The organism is Sporacetigenium sp. TC11 (assembly GCF_058146105.1).
The window spans coordinates 395,285-410,720 of sequence record NZ_JBYVNY010000001.1 but is presented as its reverse complement, the minus strand read 5'-3'; the positions used below and the strand labels follow the sequence as shown (position 1 = coordinate 410,720).

At 28.9% G+C, this 15,436-nt stretch carries 17 protein-coding genes; 16 read left to right on the top strand and 1 reads right to left on the bottom strand.

The window, feature by feature from the left end; genetic code table 11:
- The first annotated feature begins 50 nt into the window (after nt 1-50).
- The 6 genes from ACUSRV_RS02015 to ACUSRV_RS01990 all read left to right on the top strand — a co-directional run bounded on the left by ACUSRV_RS02015 (nt 51) and on the right by ACUSRV_RS01990 (nt 4,527).
- Nucleotides 51-464, top strand: a complete 414-nt coding sequence (locus ACUSRV_RS02015) for a DUF5665 domain-containing protein (RefSeq protein ID WP_490140238.1) — start codon at nt 51-53, stop codon at nt 462-464.
- Nucleotides 465-477: 13 nt separating this feature from the next.
- Nucleotides 478-1,005: a TraR/DksA C4-type zinc finger protein gene (locus tag ACUSRV_RS02010; RefSeq protein WP_490140237.1), complete on the top strand. Its 528-nt coding sequence runs from the start codon at nt 478-480 to the stop codon at nt 1,003-1,005.
- Nucleotides 1,006-1,087: 82 nt separating this feature from the next.
- Entirely contained in the window at nt 1,088-1,534 is a 447-nt protein-coding gene (gene lspA / locus ACUSRV_RS02005) for a signal peptidase II (RefSeq protein WP_490140236.1), read from the top strand.
- An 8-nt stretch (nt 1,535-1,542) separates the two neighbouring features.
- The gene (locus tag ACUSRV_RS02000; protein WP_490140235.1) at nt 1,543-2,454 is read left to right on the top strand and encodes an RluA family pseudouridine synthase; all 912 of its coding nucleotides are present in this window, start codon (nt 1,543-1,545) and stop codon (nt 2,452-2,454) included.
- A gap of 207 nt (nt 2,455-2,661) precedes the next feature.
- Nucleotides 2,662-3,204: a bifunctional pyr operon transcriptional regulator/uracil phosphoribosyltransferase PyrR gene (pyrR, locus tag ACUSRV_RS01995; RefSeq protein ID WP_490140420.1), complete on the top strand. Its 543-nt coding sequence runs from the start codon at nt 2,662-2,664 to the stop codon at nt 3,202-3,204.
- An 84-nt stretch (nt 3,205-3,288) separates the two neighbouring features.
- Nucleotides 3,289-4,527, top strand: a complete 1,239-nt coding sequence (locus tag ACUSRV_RS01990; protein ID WP_490140234.1) for a uracil-xanthine permease family protein — start codon at nt 3,289-3,291, stop codon at nt 4,525-4,527.
- A gap of 98 nt (nt 4,528-4,625) precedes the next feature.
- On the opposite strand, the gene ACUSRV_RS01985 is transcribed toward ACUSRV_RS01990, so the two are convergent.
- Nucleotides 4,626-6,413: an Rqc2 family fibronectin-binding protein gene (locus tag ACUSRV_RS01985; RefSeq protein WP_490140233.1), complete on the bottom strand. Its 1,788-nt coding sequence runs from the start codon at nt 6,411-6,413 to the stop codon at nt 4,626-4,628.
- A gap of 171 nt (nt 6,414-6,584) precedes the next feature.
- Here ACUSRV_RS01985 and dapF point away from each other — a divergent pair, with 171 nt between their 5' ends.
- The 10 genes from dapF (at nt 6,585) to ACUSRV_RS01935 (ending at nt 15,436) form a co-directional block, all read left to right on the top strand.
- A complete protein-coding gene (dapF, locus tag ACUSRV_RS01980; RefSeq protein WP_490140232.1) occupies nt 6,585-7,418 on the top strand; it encodes a diaminopimelate epimerase in 834 nt (277 codons plus the stop codon).
- A 2-nt stretch (nt 7,419-7,420) separates the two neighbouring features.
- Nucleotides 7,421-8,302: a YicC/YloC family endoribonuclease gene (locus ACUSRV_RS01975; RefSeq protein WP_490140231.1), complete on the top strand. Its 882-nt coding sequence runs from the start codon at nt 7,421-7,423 to the stop codon at nt 8,300-8,302.
- A gap of 13 nt (nt 8,303-8,315) precedes the next feature.
- Nucleotides 8,316-8,579: an extracellular matrix/biofilm regulator RemA gene (gene remA, locus ACUSRV_RS01970; RefSeq protein ID WP_490140230.1), complete on the top strand. Its 264-nt coding sequence runs from the start codon at nt 8,316-8,318 to the stop codon at nt 8,577-8,579.
- A gap of 14 nt (nt 8,580-8,593) precedes the next feature.
- Nucleotides 8,594-9,208, top strand: coding sequence for a guanylate kinase (gmk, locus tag ACUSRV_RS01965; protein ID WP_490140229.1), 615 nt, complete (start codon nt 8,594-8,596; stop codon nt 9,206-9,208).
- A gap of 1 nt (nt 9,209) precedes the next feature.
- Nucleotides 9,210-9,488 (top strand): DNA-directed RNA polymerase subunit omega, encoded by a 279-nt coding sequence (gene rpoZ / locus ACUSRV_RS01960; RefSeq protein WP_490140228.1) that lies wholly within the window; start codon nt 9,210-9,212, stop codon nt 9,486-9,488.
- A 1-nt stretch (nt 9,489) separates the two neighbouring features.
- Nucleotides 9,490-10,689 carry a bifunctional phosphopantothenoylcysteine decarboxylase/phosphopantothenate--cysteine ligase CoaBC gene (gene coaBC / locus ACUSRV_RS01955; RefSeq protein WP_490140227.1) on the top strand — a complete coding sequence of 400 codons (1,200 nt, stop codon included), beginning with the start codon at nt 9,490-9,492 and terminating at the stop codon, nt 10,687-10,689.
- Between the two features lie 55 nt (nt 10,690-10,744).
- Entirely contained in the window at nt 10,745-13,213 is a 2,469-nt protein-coding gene (gene priA, locus ACUSRV_RS01950) for a primosomal protein N' (RefSeq protein ID WP_490140226.1), read from the top strand.
- Nucleotides 13,214-13,228: 15 nt separating this feature from the next.
- A complete protein-coding gene (def, locus tag ACUSRV_RS01945) occupies nt 13,229-13,672 on the top strand; it encodes a peptide deformylase (protein WP_490140225.1) in 444 nt (147 codons plus the stop codon).
- 91 nt (nt 13,673-13,763) lie between these two features.
- On the top strand, nt 13,764-14,696 hold the full coding sequence (gene fmt, locus ACUSRV_RS01940; RefSeq protein ID WP_490140224.1) for a methionyl-tRNA formyltransferase: 933 nt from the start codon (nt 13,764-13,766) through the stop codon (nt 14,694-14,696).
- A 2-nt stretch (nt 14,697-14,698) separates the two neighbouring features.
- On the top strand, nt 14,699-15,436 hold the full coding sequence (locus tag ACUSRV_RS01935; protein WP_490140223.1) for a DUF116 domain-containing protein: 738 nt from the start codon (nt 14,699-14,701) through the stop codon (nt 15,434-15,436).

The window sequence follows — 15,436 nt, the reverse complement described above, 5'->3', positions numbered from 1 at the left end:
TTTTCACATACTAAATCTATAAAATTGGGTACAGTATGGGATGTGATAATTTGGAAAAACATTATAAAGATGGAAAAGAATATGTAAATGGAAAATTAGATAAAGAAGTAGAAATGAGAAATATGAAGGATATAGATGCAAAATTTAGATATGAAAATGAAAAAGCTAAAGGAGAAACTGAATATCTACATCATTTACATGTAGTTGAAAGTAAGTTAGACAATCTTATATTTATGATAGATCACAGTAGAATAAGAGACTATATGGCACTTTTGGAGAGTCCTAGGAGACTATGGATTCTAAATATTATAGCAGGACTTGGGAGAGGTCTAGGTCAAGCTGTAGGACTGACAGTGCTAGCAGCTTTGTTTATGTATTGGATATCTACATGGATGGATATGCCGATAATAGGGAAATATATAGCAGAGATAATGGATATAGTTGATAAATATAGAGCTAGATAAAGGAGATGTTAATATGAATAATAAAGAATTAAACAAATACAAAGAAACACTTATAAAAGAAAAAGAGAGAGTTACAAATTTAATCGATGAATTACAAGATGATACACCTTTTGGAGACCATAAGCATCCTACTAGTCAAAGATATGCTACTGGAGAGTTATCAGCATATGATAATCATCCTGGAGATATGGGAACAGAAGTATTTATGCAAGAGATGCAGATGAATCTTGCCAATCAACATAAATACAGAGCAGATGTTATAGATAGAGCTTTGGATAAAATAGATTTAGGAACATACGGCACTTGTGATGTATGTGGTAAAAAAATAGAAAATGAAAGACTAGAAATACTACCAGAAACTACAGTATGTGCACATTGTTCTAAAGAAATGCCAGAAAATAATATGCATGAGTATAGACCGATAGAAGAAGCATTAATAGACAAAGATGACTATTTTTATTCGGATTTAAATGAGTATCTAGCCGATATAAATAGACCTATAGAACACGATGCAGTAGATAGAGAAATGAGAAAATTTTAATGAAAATATAAAGATAGCTTTTAGCTATCTTAATTTTTTGTGGTATAATCTGTCTATAATGTTATAAAGGGAGGTTGTAGTGTTGATATACATAGGCATAATAATATCTTTAATAATTTTAGATCAGTTATCTAAATACTTTGTCCTAAATTATCTAACACATGTAGGAAGTATACCTATAATAGAAAATATATTTCACCTTACATATGTAGAAAATAGAGGAGCAGCTTTTGGAATGTTACAAAACAATCAAATAATATTTGTAATAGTTGCATCTATTGCTACGATAGGAGGCCTTTATTATTTGTATACTAATAAAGACTTAATTTTTATAGCCAGGGCTTCTATATTACTTATAATATCTGGAGCTATAGGTAATCTTATAGATAGATTAAGATTGGGATTTGTAGTAGACTATTTCGATTTTAGAATATTTTGGGAGTATGTATTTAATATAGCTGATGTATATGTAGTAGTTGGAACAATATTACTATGTATATACGTTATATTTTTTGAAGATAGAAAGTAGGAGATTATATGGAAAATATAAAAGAATTTTTAGTTTTAGAAGAAAATGAAGGAGAAAGACTAGACGTATATCTATCATCTGAACTTGGAGATATGTCTAGAAGCTATATTCAAAAGCTTATAAAAGAAGAAAGAGTGCTTGTAAACAACAAAATTGAAAAATCAAAATATGTAGTAAAAGAAGACGATAGTATAAAAATAGATATACCAGAGCCGAAGCTTTTAGAAGTAGAAGCTGAAAATATACCTTTGGAGATAGTTTATGAAGATAGCGATGTTTTAGTAGTAAACAAGCCACAAGGTATGGTAGTTCATCCAGCACCTGGCAATTATAGTGGAACCCTTGTAAATGCAATCCTTTATCATTGTAAGGACAAGTTATCTTCTATAAATGGAGTTATAAGACCTGGAATAGTTCATAGAATAGATAAAGATACATCGGGGCTTTTAATGATAGCAAAAAATAACAATGCTCATAATTTTTTAGCACAGCAGCTAAAGGATCATAGTATAACTAGAAAATATGAGTTTATATGCCACAGTATTATTAAAGAAGATACTAAGACTGTAAATGCACCTATAGGACGTAATCCTAAGGATAGATTGAAGATGGGGGTTGTATCTGGAGGAAGAGATGCAATAACTCATTTTACGGTATTAGAAAGATTAACTAATTATACTTATGTACAAGCACAACTTGAAACTGGAAGAACACATCAAATAAGAGTTCATAGTGCATATATAAAACATCCTCTTTTAGGAGATCCACTTTATGGTCCTAAAAGCACTAAGTTTAAATTAGATGGTCAAGTGCTTCATGCAAAAACCTTAGGATTTATACATCCTACTACTAAAGAGTACATGGAATTTACAAGCGATACTCCAGAATACTTTAAAAAATTATTGAAAGTTCTTGAATAAATGTCAATATAACTGTATACTATGAGTAGAATATAAAAGTATAGACAAAACTTCCTTAAATTAGTACGGAGATACTACAAGGCGAGTGTACATAGAGATTATATCTCTAATCACTTATGTGAGTACAACTTCTTGCCTTGTGGCGAGAAGTTTTTTTATTATAAGGAAATAATAATTTCCAACATATAAACTTGAGGTGAGCAAATGATGATAGAAAAAGCACAGCTTATGGACGATAAAGCTATGGGAAGAGCTATAACTAGAATAAGTCATGAAATAATAGAAAAAAACAAAGGAATTGAAGATGTTGTTTTAGTAGGTATAAAAACTAGGGGAATTCCTATAGCAGATAGAATATCTAAAAAAATAGAAAGTATAGAAGGCAAAAAGGTAAATACAGGAGAAGTCGATATAACTTTATATAGAGACGACTTAAACGAAATAGATATTGATCCTGTTTTAAATGGCTCTAAGATAGAATTTGATATAAATAATAAAGTAGTAGTTTTGGTAGATGATGTTTTGTATACAGGAAGAACTGTTAGAGCAGCGCTTGACGCTATAATGGATATAGGTAGACCTAATGTTATACAATTAGCAGTATTAGTAGATAGAGGCCATAGAGAATTACCAATAAGAGCTGATTATGTAGGAAAAAATGTTCCAACATCAAAAGATGAAATAGTCCGTGTGAGTTTATGTGAAGTAGATGAAGTAGATTCAGTAACAATAAATCAACTTTCAAAATAAGGTTAATAACCTTTTAATTCAGTACAGAGATACTGGAAAAGGGAGAATTAGTTCTCCCTAATAAAAACAAAGGGAGGCATTTTTATGAAAAAGACAATCTTATCACTTCAACACTTATTAGCAATGTTCGGTGCAACTGTATTAGTTCCAATATTAACAGGGTTTGACCCTTCTTTAGCAATTTTCTGTGCAGGTATAGGTACTTTGGTATTTCACTTATGTACTAAAGGAAAAGTACCAGTATTTCTTGGCTCAAGTTTCGCATTTATTCCGTTAGTATTAGCAGTTAAAGAAGCATATAATGGAGACATAACATATGCCCAAGGTGGTATAGTAGTGGCAGGACTATTATATATAATTATGTCTTTCTTAGTTAAGAAAATAGGAGTAGATAAGATAAGAACATATTTCCCATCTCAGGTTACAGGAGCAATGATTGTAGTTATAGGTCTTAACTTAATACCTACAGCTTTTAATATGGCATCACAAAATGCAATAATAGCAGCATTGACTTTGACAACAGCAATATGTGTAACTAAGTTTGGCAAAGGATTTTTAAAGCAGATATCAATACTTGTGGCAGTAGTAGTAGGATATTGTGTATCCTTATCAATAGGTTTAGTTGATACAAGTGTAATAACTAATGCTCCAATCGTTGCAATGCCTAACTTTACACTACCTAAGTTTAGCTTAGAAGCAATAGTAATAGTAGCACCTGTAGTGCTTGCAGTATTTATGGAACATATAGGAGATATAACTACTAATGGTACTATAGTTGGAAAGGATTTTATAAAAGATCCAGGACTAAATAGAACATTATTAGGAGATGGATTGGCTACTCTTATAGCCGGATTTATAGGAGGACCAGCAAATACTACTTATGGAGAAAATACAGCAGTATTAGCTTTAACTAAAAACTATGATCCATCAGTATTAAGACGTACAGCAATGTTTGCAATAGTACTAGGATGTATAAGTAAAGTTGGAGGATTTTTACAAAGTATACCAGTAGCAGTTATGGGTGGTATAAGCTTAATGTTGTTTTCTATGATAGCTTATATAGGAGCTAAGACTATAAGAGACAATACTAAGGAGTTTAAATTATCTAACATGATAATTATAGCAACTATATTAATAATAGGCCTTGGAACTAGCTACTTACAAAGTAAAGGAATAGTTATAGGAATACCAGTAACACAAACTGTTAAAATAACAGGTTTAAGTTTAGCAGCTATAATAGGTGTTGTACTAAATAGATTGTTAAACAATAATGACTTTAAAGCTAAAGAAATAGAAGTCAAATTTGACGCAAAAGCAGTATAGTATATAATATAAAAAATGCATCTATAAAAAGATGCATTTTTTTATATATCTAGTTTTGAGCAAGGTCCCTGCTTTTAAATGCCGCTTAAGACATGAGCTTAGCGAATTTTAAGTTTTACAACTTCTTCTTCACTAGGAGTTACATATATAGTACTATTAGTTTCATAAATTACCATACCGGGTTTTGCTCCATTTGGTTTTTTTATATTTTTTCTTATAGTGTAATCCACTGGCACTTTAGATGACATTCTAGCTTTGCTATAATATGCAGATAATATAGCACCTTCATTTATAGTGTTTTCAGGGATTTCTCTTCCTTCGCTTTTTATAATAACATGTGATCCTGGAATGTTTTTAGTGTGCATCCAAATATCGTCATTTGATGCTATTTTTAAAGTTAAATAATCGTTTTGTTTATTGTTTTTACCTACATATATTTTGAATCCATCTGAAGATATAAATTCGTAAGGTTTTGTAGTAGATACATTGTTATCTTTTTTATCCTTTTTATCTTTTTTATTTTTAACTTTGGATTTTAAATATCCTGTTTTTATAAGTTCATCTCTTATTTCTTGTATTTCTTCTAGGTTTTCGCAGTTTTCTATACTTAGTAATATGTTTTCTAAATAATGTACTTCTTCATTGGTTATATCCATTTGTATTGTTATTTCTTTTTTTGCATGTTTAAGTTTGTTATATTTTTTAAAATATTTTTGTGCATTTTCTGATGGAGTTAAATTCTTGTTTAAATTTATTTTTATAGTACTTCCTTCTGGATCGTAGAAATTTATTACTTCAACTTCATCCATACCTTTATTTATCATGTATATATATGAAGTTATAAGTTCACCTTTTATTTTATAAATATGTGCATTTTCTGATTCATTTAATTCTTCTTGTTGTTTTTTTAGCTTGTTGTAAAGTCTTTCAAGTTTTGTAGATATACTTTTTCTTGAATTTTGAGTACGTTGATTTATTCTTTCTCTTGCATCTTTGCTTAAGTAGTAGTTTTCGAGCATATTTGATATACTTTCATTTTCAATATATGAGTACTCATTATACATAGTTAGTTTAATGGAACTAAAGTCTATTATTTTATCTATTTTTTTATTTATAACTATACATGGATTATATATATTGTTATTTATTTGATTAAAGGTTCTAGTGAACACATTATAAATATTTTCAAGTTGAGAACTATTTAAATCGTTTATATTTATAGAATCATCTAATTTTGACCTATAGCATACTTCTTTAGCTATAACAGGGCTTATACCTAAAAATGAAGTGTATATAGCTTTATGTAGGGCAGAGTTAGTATTACTTATAGTATTTATAAATATTTCTTTAGTTATATTATGAAGTGGATTTAACTTGTTTTGTGAAGGTGGATAATTATAATCCTGACCTGGTAAAACTTGCCTTTGCCTACTTACACTAATTGGTACTCTTTTTATGGAATCTATTATCTTATTAGTTTCATTGTGAACTACTATTATATTGCTGTGTCTACCCATTATTTCTATTATAATGTCTTTTGTAGCTTTTATTTTAAGTTCATCAAGGGATTCTACAGTTATTTTTATTATTCTTTCAAATTCAGGTTGAGATACATTTAGAATTTTTCCATTTAACAAGTATTTTCTAAGTATCATACAAAACATAGGAGCGCTCATTGGATTTTCTTTTTTATATTTTTGTGTTATGTATATTCTCGGATTTGATGCGCTTGCACTTAATAATAATTTATGATTTTCTTTATTGTTTCTTATAGAAAGTAATATTTCATCTTCTTCAGGTTGGTATATTTTATCTATTTTACCTCCTATAAGTTTTTGTGATAGTTCATTTACTAGCGAATGTATAACTAAGCCATCTAAAGCCATAATAAATCAGTCCTTTCAAAACATATTAATATTTCAATTATTGCACATATATTATATATTGTGAATATATTTTATTCATATAACTCAAATAATAATTTCTTATTTGTGCAAAATATTGTATAATAGTAAGTTGATGATTTAATGCGAATTTTTGGAGGGGAATATATAAAAATGGTAAAAATTTGGAAATTACACGGTGCAGGTAATGATTTTATAGCCATTGATGGAAGATCTAGCGATGTGAATGCTGATTATTATTCTAATCTTGCAAAAAAAGTATGTCATAGACATTTTGGAATAGGAGCAGATGGATTATTAGTAGTCAAAAATTCTGATGTAGCAGATATTGAAATGATGTATTATAATGCTGATGGAAGTAGAGCTTCTATGTGTGGAAATGGGCTTAGATGCTTTTGTAAATACGTATATGATAACCAAATCGTATTTAAAGATAAATTTACAGTAAGTACATTAGATGGTATTAAATATATAGAGTTAAATATTGAAGATAATAATATGCAAAGCGTTAAAGTAAATATGGGTAAACCAAGTTTCAATCCAATTGATATACCAGTAGTTACTAACAAAGATAAATTTATAAATGAAAAATTAGATATTTTAGACAAGACATTTGAAGTAAGTACAATTCTTATGGGGGTTCCCCATACTATAATATATGTAGATGAACTAGACAAAAAAGAAATATTTAAATATGGACCACTAATAGAATCACATAATATATTCCCAAAAAAGACTAATGTAAACTTTGTAAAAATAATAGATGAAAACAATATGGTAGTTTATACTTGGGAAAGAGGTTGTGGATATACACTTGCCTGTGGTACAGGGATAACTGCATGTGTGATACTTTCTAATTATCTAGGAAAAACATCTAATAAAGTAAACGTAACTTCTGAAGGTGGAGAATTGATTATAGAAGTGTTAGAAGATGTATATATGATAGGGCCAGCAGTTAAAATATGCGAAGGTGTAGTGGAGGTATAATTATGGCAATAAGTATGACTGGATTTGGAAGAGGAGAATACAAAGACGACAATATAAGCTTTGTTGTAGAATGTAAAACTATAAATCACAAATATACAGATATAAATATAAGACTTCCAAGAAAGATTTCTTTCTTAGAAGATAAAATAAGAAACTTTGTAAAAGATTATGTTAAAAGAGGTAGAGTAGATTTATACATAAAACTTGAATCATTAAACAACAATGATTCAACTCTAAAATTTGATGAGGAATTGGCTAATCAATATTATAATATACTTAACAACATAAAAGATAAGTTTAATTTATGTGATGAAATAACTATTATGAATATAGCTAAATTTCCTGATATAGTTAAAATAGAAGAAAAAGAAGAAGACGAGACTATAATATGGAATGCACTAAGTAAAGCTTTGGAAGATTGTCTTACAAAACTTAAAGATATGCGTGAAGAAGAAGGTGCAAAACTTTCGTCTGATATAAAAATGAGATGTGATTTATTAAAAAATTATGTTGAAGAAATTGAAAAGTACTCATATAATGTTGTTATTGACTATAAAGAAAAACTAAGAAATAGAATAAATGAATTATTAGAAGGAACTATAGAAATAGATGAAAATAGGCTTACACAAGAAGTCGCTATATATGCAGATAAAAGCAGTATAACAGAAGAAACAGTTAGATTTAAAAGTCATATTGTACAACTTAAGAAGACAATAGATAAAAAAGACTCTATAGGAAGAAAAATAGATTTCTTAATACAAGAGATGAATAGAGAAATAAATACTATGGGTTCTAAATCTTCTGATCTAAATATAACAAATTTAGTTGTAGAAGTAAAAAGTGAATTAGAAAAAATAAGAGAACAAATACAAAATATAGAGTAGTGGAGGATTTATTGTGAGAGTAAGTCTTATAAATGTAGGATATGGTAATGTTGTTGTAGCAAACAAGGTTGTAGCTATAGTAAGTCCAGAATCGGCTCCTATAAAAAGGTTAATTCAAGATAGTAGAGACAAAGGTATGTTAATAGATGCTACTTATGGAAGAAAAACTAGAGCCGTTATAATAACTGATAGCCAATATGTAATATTATCGTCAGTACAACCAGAAACTGTAGCACATAGATTTGAAGACCACAAAGATGAACATATAGATGATTAGAAAGGAAGATATTAATGGAAAAAAAAGGTCTATTAATAGTAGTTTCAGGACCATCTGGAGCAGGAAAAGGAACCATATGTAAAGAATTTTTAAATAATAACGATTCTGTTAAAATTTCTGTTTCAGCTACAACTAGAAAACCTAGAGATGGGGAAATTAATGGAGTAAATTATTTTTTCATATCTAAAGAAAAATTTGAAAATATGATAGAAGGTAATGAGTTCTTAGAATATGCCAGGGTATACGATAATTTCTATGGTACTCCTAAATCTGCTGTTTTGGAAAGTTTAGAAAAAGGAGACGATGTTTTATTAGAAATTGATATCCAAGGAGCTAAGCAAATAAAAGAGGTTTATCCTGAAGGTGTATTTGTATTTATATTGCCTCCATCACTTGAAGAATTAAAATGTAGAATAGTTGGAAGAGGAACAGAAACAATAGAAGATATAGAGAAAAGATTTGGATCGGCATTTAAGGAAATACAGCAAATAGAACACTATAATTATTTTATAATGAATAACGATGTTAAAACTTCATCTAGGGAATTATCGAGTATAATAAGTGCTGAAAAAGATAAGGTAGAAAGATACAAAGAATATATAATACAAATGTTTAAGGAGGAATTATAATATGTTAAATCCATCAATAAATGACGTTTTAAACAAAATAGATAACAGATATTATTTAGTTGTTACAGTTGCCAAGAGAGCTAGAGAAATAATAGAAGGTTCTCCTGTTTATGTAAGTACAAAAGCTGATGATTCAAAACCTGTTACTTTAGCTTCAAAAGAAATTACACATGATAAGATAACTTTTAGACATTTAACTCAAGAGGAAATAAATTATAATGATTTAAAAGAAAAGGAAGCAGCCTTAGAACAAAGACAGGCAAATGCAGAGGAACAGTAATATGTTAAAAGGAAAAACAGTTGTAATAGGTGTTAGTGGAGGAATCGCTGTTTACAAAATATGCGATGTTGTAAGTAGATTAAAAAAGTTGGATGTAAATGTACATGTTATAATGACTAAATCTTCAACAGAATTTGTAGCACCACTTACATTCCAAACCCTAAGCCAAAATTACGTTGTTATAGATATGTTTGAAGATCCAAAAACATGGGATGTAGAACATATATCTTTGGCTAAAAAAGCAGACTTATTTTTAGTAGCCCCTGCTACGGCAAATGTTATAGGTAAAGTGGCTAATGGTATAGCTGATGATATGCTTACAACAACTATAATGGCGACTAAGGCAAAAATAATTTTTGCTCCAGCTATGAATACAAATATGTATGAAAATCCTGTAGTTCAAAAAAATATAAAAACACTAAAGGATTTAGGATATAATTTTGTAGAACCTGAAAGTGGAAGACTTGCTTGTGGAGATATTGGAAGTGGAAAACTTGCATCTCCAGAGGTTATAGTAAATGATATAGTTAAGTTATTGAGTGTAGAAAAAGACTTAGAAGGTAAAAATATAGTTGTAACAGCAGGCCCAACTGTTGAAAGAATAGATCCAGTTAGATATATAACTAATAGATCTACAGGGAAAATGGGATATGCTATAGCTAAATCTGCAATAGAAAGAGGAGCTAATGTTACATTAATATCTGGACCAACCAAACTTACTCCACCAGTAGGACTTAAAAAATTCATACAAATTGAATCGGCAAATGAAATGTATGAAGCTGTTATAGATAATATGGATGAAAGTGATGTAATAGTAAAGTCTGCTGCTGTTGCAGACTATAAGCCAAAAAATGTAGCTGATAAAAAAATAAAGAAAAAAGACGACGATTTATTTATAGAATTAAGCAGAAACAAAGATATTGCACAAGAAATAGGAAAAATTAAAAAGGATAAGGTATTAGTTGGATTTGCAGCCGAAACTAATGACCTTATAGAAAATGCAAAGGGCAAGGTACAAAGGAAAAATTTAGACTTTATAGTTGCCAATGACTTGACATTAGAAGGTGCAGGTTTTGGAGTAGATACAAATATAGTTAAGATAATAGATAAAGAAGGAAAAGTATACCAATATCCTAAGATGAGTAAAGATGAAGTTGCAAATGTTATTTTAGATAAAGTAAAATCTATATTAAAAAAGTAAGCATCTATATAATGTAGATGCTTATTTTTTCATAGATTTCCTAGGAGCTGTAGTTATGAAAATTTATGCAAAATTAATAGTTAGCAATAACTCAAAATACACAGACGATTTGTTTACCTATGAGGTTCCTGATTATTTACAAAAAATCATAGAAGTAGGCCATAGAGTATTGGTTCCATTTGGAAGGGGAAATAAGCCGTTAGAAGGGTTTATATTTGAATTTACAAATGAATTAGAAGATAATATGAAAAATAAGATAAAGTCTATAATGGATATATTAGATGAAGAACCTCTTCTTCGTGATGTAGACATAGATCTTATAAAATGGATGAGAAATAGATATATATGCACATACATGGATGCTATAAATTGTATATACCCAAAAGGGTACAAGCTAGAAAATTATAAAATAGCACAAATTGAAACTCACGATTTTAGTGGACTAGACGATAAGGAATTGTATATAATTCATCAACTCATGAACCATAAAGGTAAGATGAAAATACAAAATATAAAAGATAAAAAAGATATAAATATAAATAGAATATTAAACAACCTTAAGAATAAGGGGATTTTAAGTATAAGTTGGGAATATAAAAGTAGTAAAAATGAGAAAAAAATGTATATTGTGTCCCTTAATATAGATAAAGATGAAATTGATGATGTGTTAAACAACCTTATAAGAAAAAAGGCTCATAAACAAGCTAGGGTAGCACAGTTTTTAAGTAATAATGAGGAAGTTGAAATAAATGATTTGATAGAAATTTTAGATATCAACAAACAAAGTATAACAGCTTTGCATAAAAAAAATATAATAAATATAGAAGAGAAAAATTATTATAGAAAACCTAAGAACTTATATAATTTAGAAAATAAAGATATAAGGCTAAATGATGAACAAGAACATGCATTTAAAAAACTACAAGAAAATATGTTTAACATAGATAAAAAGCCATATTTAATTCACGGTGTTACAGGAAGCGGAAAAACTGAAGTTTATTTAGATATAATACAAAAGGCTTTAGATGAAGGCCTAGATAGCATAGTATTGGTTCCTGAGATATCATTGACTCCTCAGACCATATCTAGATTTAAAAATAGATTTGGAGATATTGTAGGAGTATTTCACAGCCAATTGTCTAGTGGTGAAAGGCACGATGTATATAGATTAGTTAAAGAAGGAAAAGTAAGGATAATAATAGGGGCCAGATCAGCATTGTTTATTCCATGTAATAACTTAGGAGTTATAATTATAGATGAGTTTCATGAGGGAGCCTATAAATCAGAAAAAAATCCAAAGTATAACACAATAGAAGTTGCAAAATATATATCTAAGTCTCAAAATTCACTTTTAATATTAGGATCAGCAACTCCACCTATTGAAGAATACTATAAATCAAAAAATGAAGAATATGAATTGTTAGAACTTACAAAGAGAGCGAATAATAATGAAATGCCCAATATTCATATATCTGATATGAAAGAAGAATTATCAAATGGAAACAAAAGTATATTTAGCAGAAGACTACAGTATGAAATGGAGAATACTTTAGATAAAAAAAATCAAATAATACTTTTCTTAAATAGAAGAGGATATGCAAGCTTCGTATCATGTAGGAATTGTGGATTTGTATTTAGCTGTGACAATTGCGATATATCGTTAACTTATCATAAGTATAAAAAAAGTGGTAGATGCCATTATTGTGGCTACGAAACTATTATTCCAAAAGAATGTCCAGAGTGTTCTAGTCCCTATATAAAAGAATTTGGAATAGGAACTGAAAGAATAGAAGAAGAAGTTAAGGCAATGTTTCCAAATGCCAAAATTATTAGGATGGATAAGGATACAACTTCTAAAAAAGGATCTATTGAAGAAATATTAAATAAATTTAAAAATAAAGAAGCTGACATACTAATAGGAACGCAAATGATAAGTAAAGGCCATGATTTTCCAAATGTAACATTAGTAGGTATATTATCTGCAGATATGATACTTAAGTTTCCGGATTTTAGGAGTTCAGAAACTACTTTTCAACTTATAACTCAGGTTGCGGGACGTGCAGGACGTGCTGATTTAGATGGAAAGGTAATACTACAAACATATGATGTAGATCACTATTCTATAAAACACGCTGTAAACTATGATTATAAGGGGTTTTATGAAGATGAAATAAAAATAAGAAAGTTATTCAGTTATACTCCGTTTAATAATATAATAAGCGTGGTAATATCTAATAATAATGAACAAAAGGTAATTAAAAATATAAAAAATTTACATGAGTCTATAGTATACCTTTTATCAAAAAGAGGATATAAAAACTTTGATTTTATGTTAGGGCCAAATCCATGTCCTATAGCTAAGATAAATCAAAATCATAGATGGCAGATTTTATTTAAAGATGTCGATATTGAAATAAATTTATTAAAGAGTATAATAAAATATATATGTATAACTAAAAGAGATGCAGTATTTGATGAGGATGTCAATATAAGTGTAGATATCAATCCATACAGCATATTATAAATAGGAGGAATAACAATGGCATTAAGACAAATAGTTCAAGTAGGAGACCCTGTTTTAAGAAAAAAATCTAAAACAGTAGAAAAAATAGATTCAAAAATAATACAACTACTTGAAGATATGGCAGAAACAATGTATGAAGCAGACGGTGTAGGACTTGCAGCACCACAAGTAGGGGTATTAAAAAGAGTTGTTGTAATAGATATAGGAGAAGGAATTATAGAACTTATAAATCCTGAGATAATTGAAGTAAGAGGAGAACAATTAGACGAAGAAGGCTGTTTAAGTGTAATAGGTGAATCTGGCCTTGTTAGAAGACCTAATTATGTTAAGGTTAAGGGATTAAATAGATATGGGAAAGAGATAATATTAGAAGGAACAGAATTGTTAGCAAGAGCATTTTGTCATGAAATTGACCATTTAGAAGGAATAATATTCACAGATAAAATAGAAAAAAAGTAAAAACGCACAAAAGAAAAAGAGTACCAAAACACGTTAAGAATAAACTTAACAACATTAGCAGAGGATATAGATTTCTTTAGGAGTGATATAAATGAAAGTAGTATTTATGGGAACGCCAGATTTTTCTGTTCCTTGTCTTCAAGCTATAATAGACGAAGGACATGAAGTTGTTGCAGTTGTAACTCAACCAGATAAACCAAAGGGAAGAGGCAAGAAAATGTCTATGCCTCCTGTGAAAGAATTGGCTATAAAATATGATATAGAAGTATATCAGCCTCAAAGGGTTAAAACAGATGAATTTGTAAATATATTAAAGGATATAAACCCAGATGTAATAATAGTAGTTGCATTTGGCCAAATACTATCTAAGGATATATTAGATATACCAAAGTATGGATGTATAAACGTCCATGCATCTTTGCTTCCAAAGTATAGGGGAGCAGCTCCAATAAATTGGGTTATAATAAATGGAGAAAAAACAACTGGTGTAACTACAATGTATATGGATGTAGGCCTTGATACTGGAGATATGATATTAAAAAAAGAAATGAATATAGAAGTTGATCAAACTGCAGGAGAACTTCATGATAAAATGATGTATGTAGGAGCAGATGTATTAAAAGATACATTAAGACTTATAGAAAACAATAATGCTCCTCGCGAAAAACAAAATGATGATGAATCTTCATATGCTCCTATAATGGATAAAAATCTTGGAAATATAAATTGGGCTAAAAAATCCGAAGAAATATACAATCTTATAAGAGGAACGAACCCTTGGCCAAGCGCTTATACAAAATATAATGATGATACTATGAAGATATGGAAAAGTGAGATATTAGATAAAGAATCTAATAATAAACCTGGAACTATATTAAAAGTAGATAAAGAAGGAATACAAGTAGCTACTGGAAATAAAATTTTATTATTAAAAGAAATACAAATGCCAGGCAAAAGAAGAATGAGCGTTGAAGATTATATAAAGGGTAATGATATAGATACTAACTCAATATTAGGTGAATAAATATGAATGACATAAAAAGATTTTTAATTACAATGGGAGCTTTAGTTGCCTCCCTTGTAATTATACTTATAGGAATAAATCTAACTACAAATAATTTGTTATTTATGGCAATTATATTTATAGATATAATAATAGCAATATTTATAGTTATAATATTATTTGCTATGGCAGTAACGTACAATATATTAAAAGATAAAAAAGTAAATAATAGTATAATGAGGTTGAATTTTAAAATAGTAGGTTTTTTATATCCTATTATAATAAACATAGCCAAGTTATTTGGTATATCAAAAAATGAAATAAGAAAGGTATATGTTAAGCTAAATAATACATATATATATTCTAATAAATATAAATTAAATCCAGAAGATATACTTGTACTACTTCCCCATTGTATTCAAAAGAGTATATGTAAGGTTAAGATTACTAATGATATAAACAATTGTAAGCAATGTGGTATGTGTAATGTAGGTCAATTAATAGATGTACATAAAAAATACAATGTTAAGGTATTTATTGCAACTGGGGGAACTTTGGCTAGGAAGGTTATAATTGATAACAAACCAAAAGCGGTAATTGCAGTTGCATGTGAAAGAGATTTAACATCTGGCATACAAGATGTTACTAAAATACCGGTACTTGGAGTATTTAATAAAAGGCCTAATGGACCCTGTGTAGATACATCACTGGATATGGAAAAGTTAGAAGAAGCTGTTAAATTCTTTATAGGAGAGTGTTGA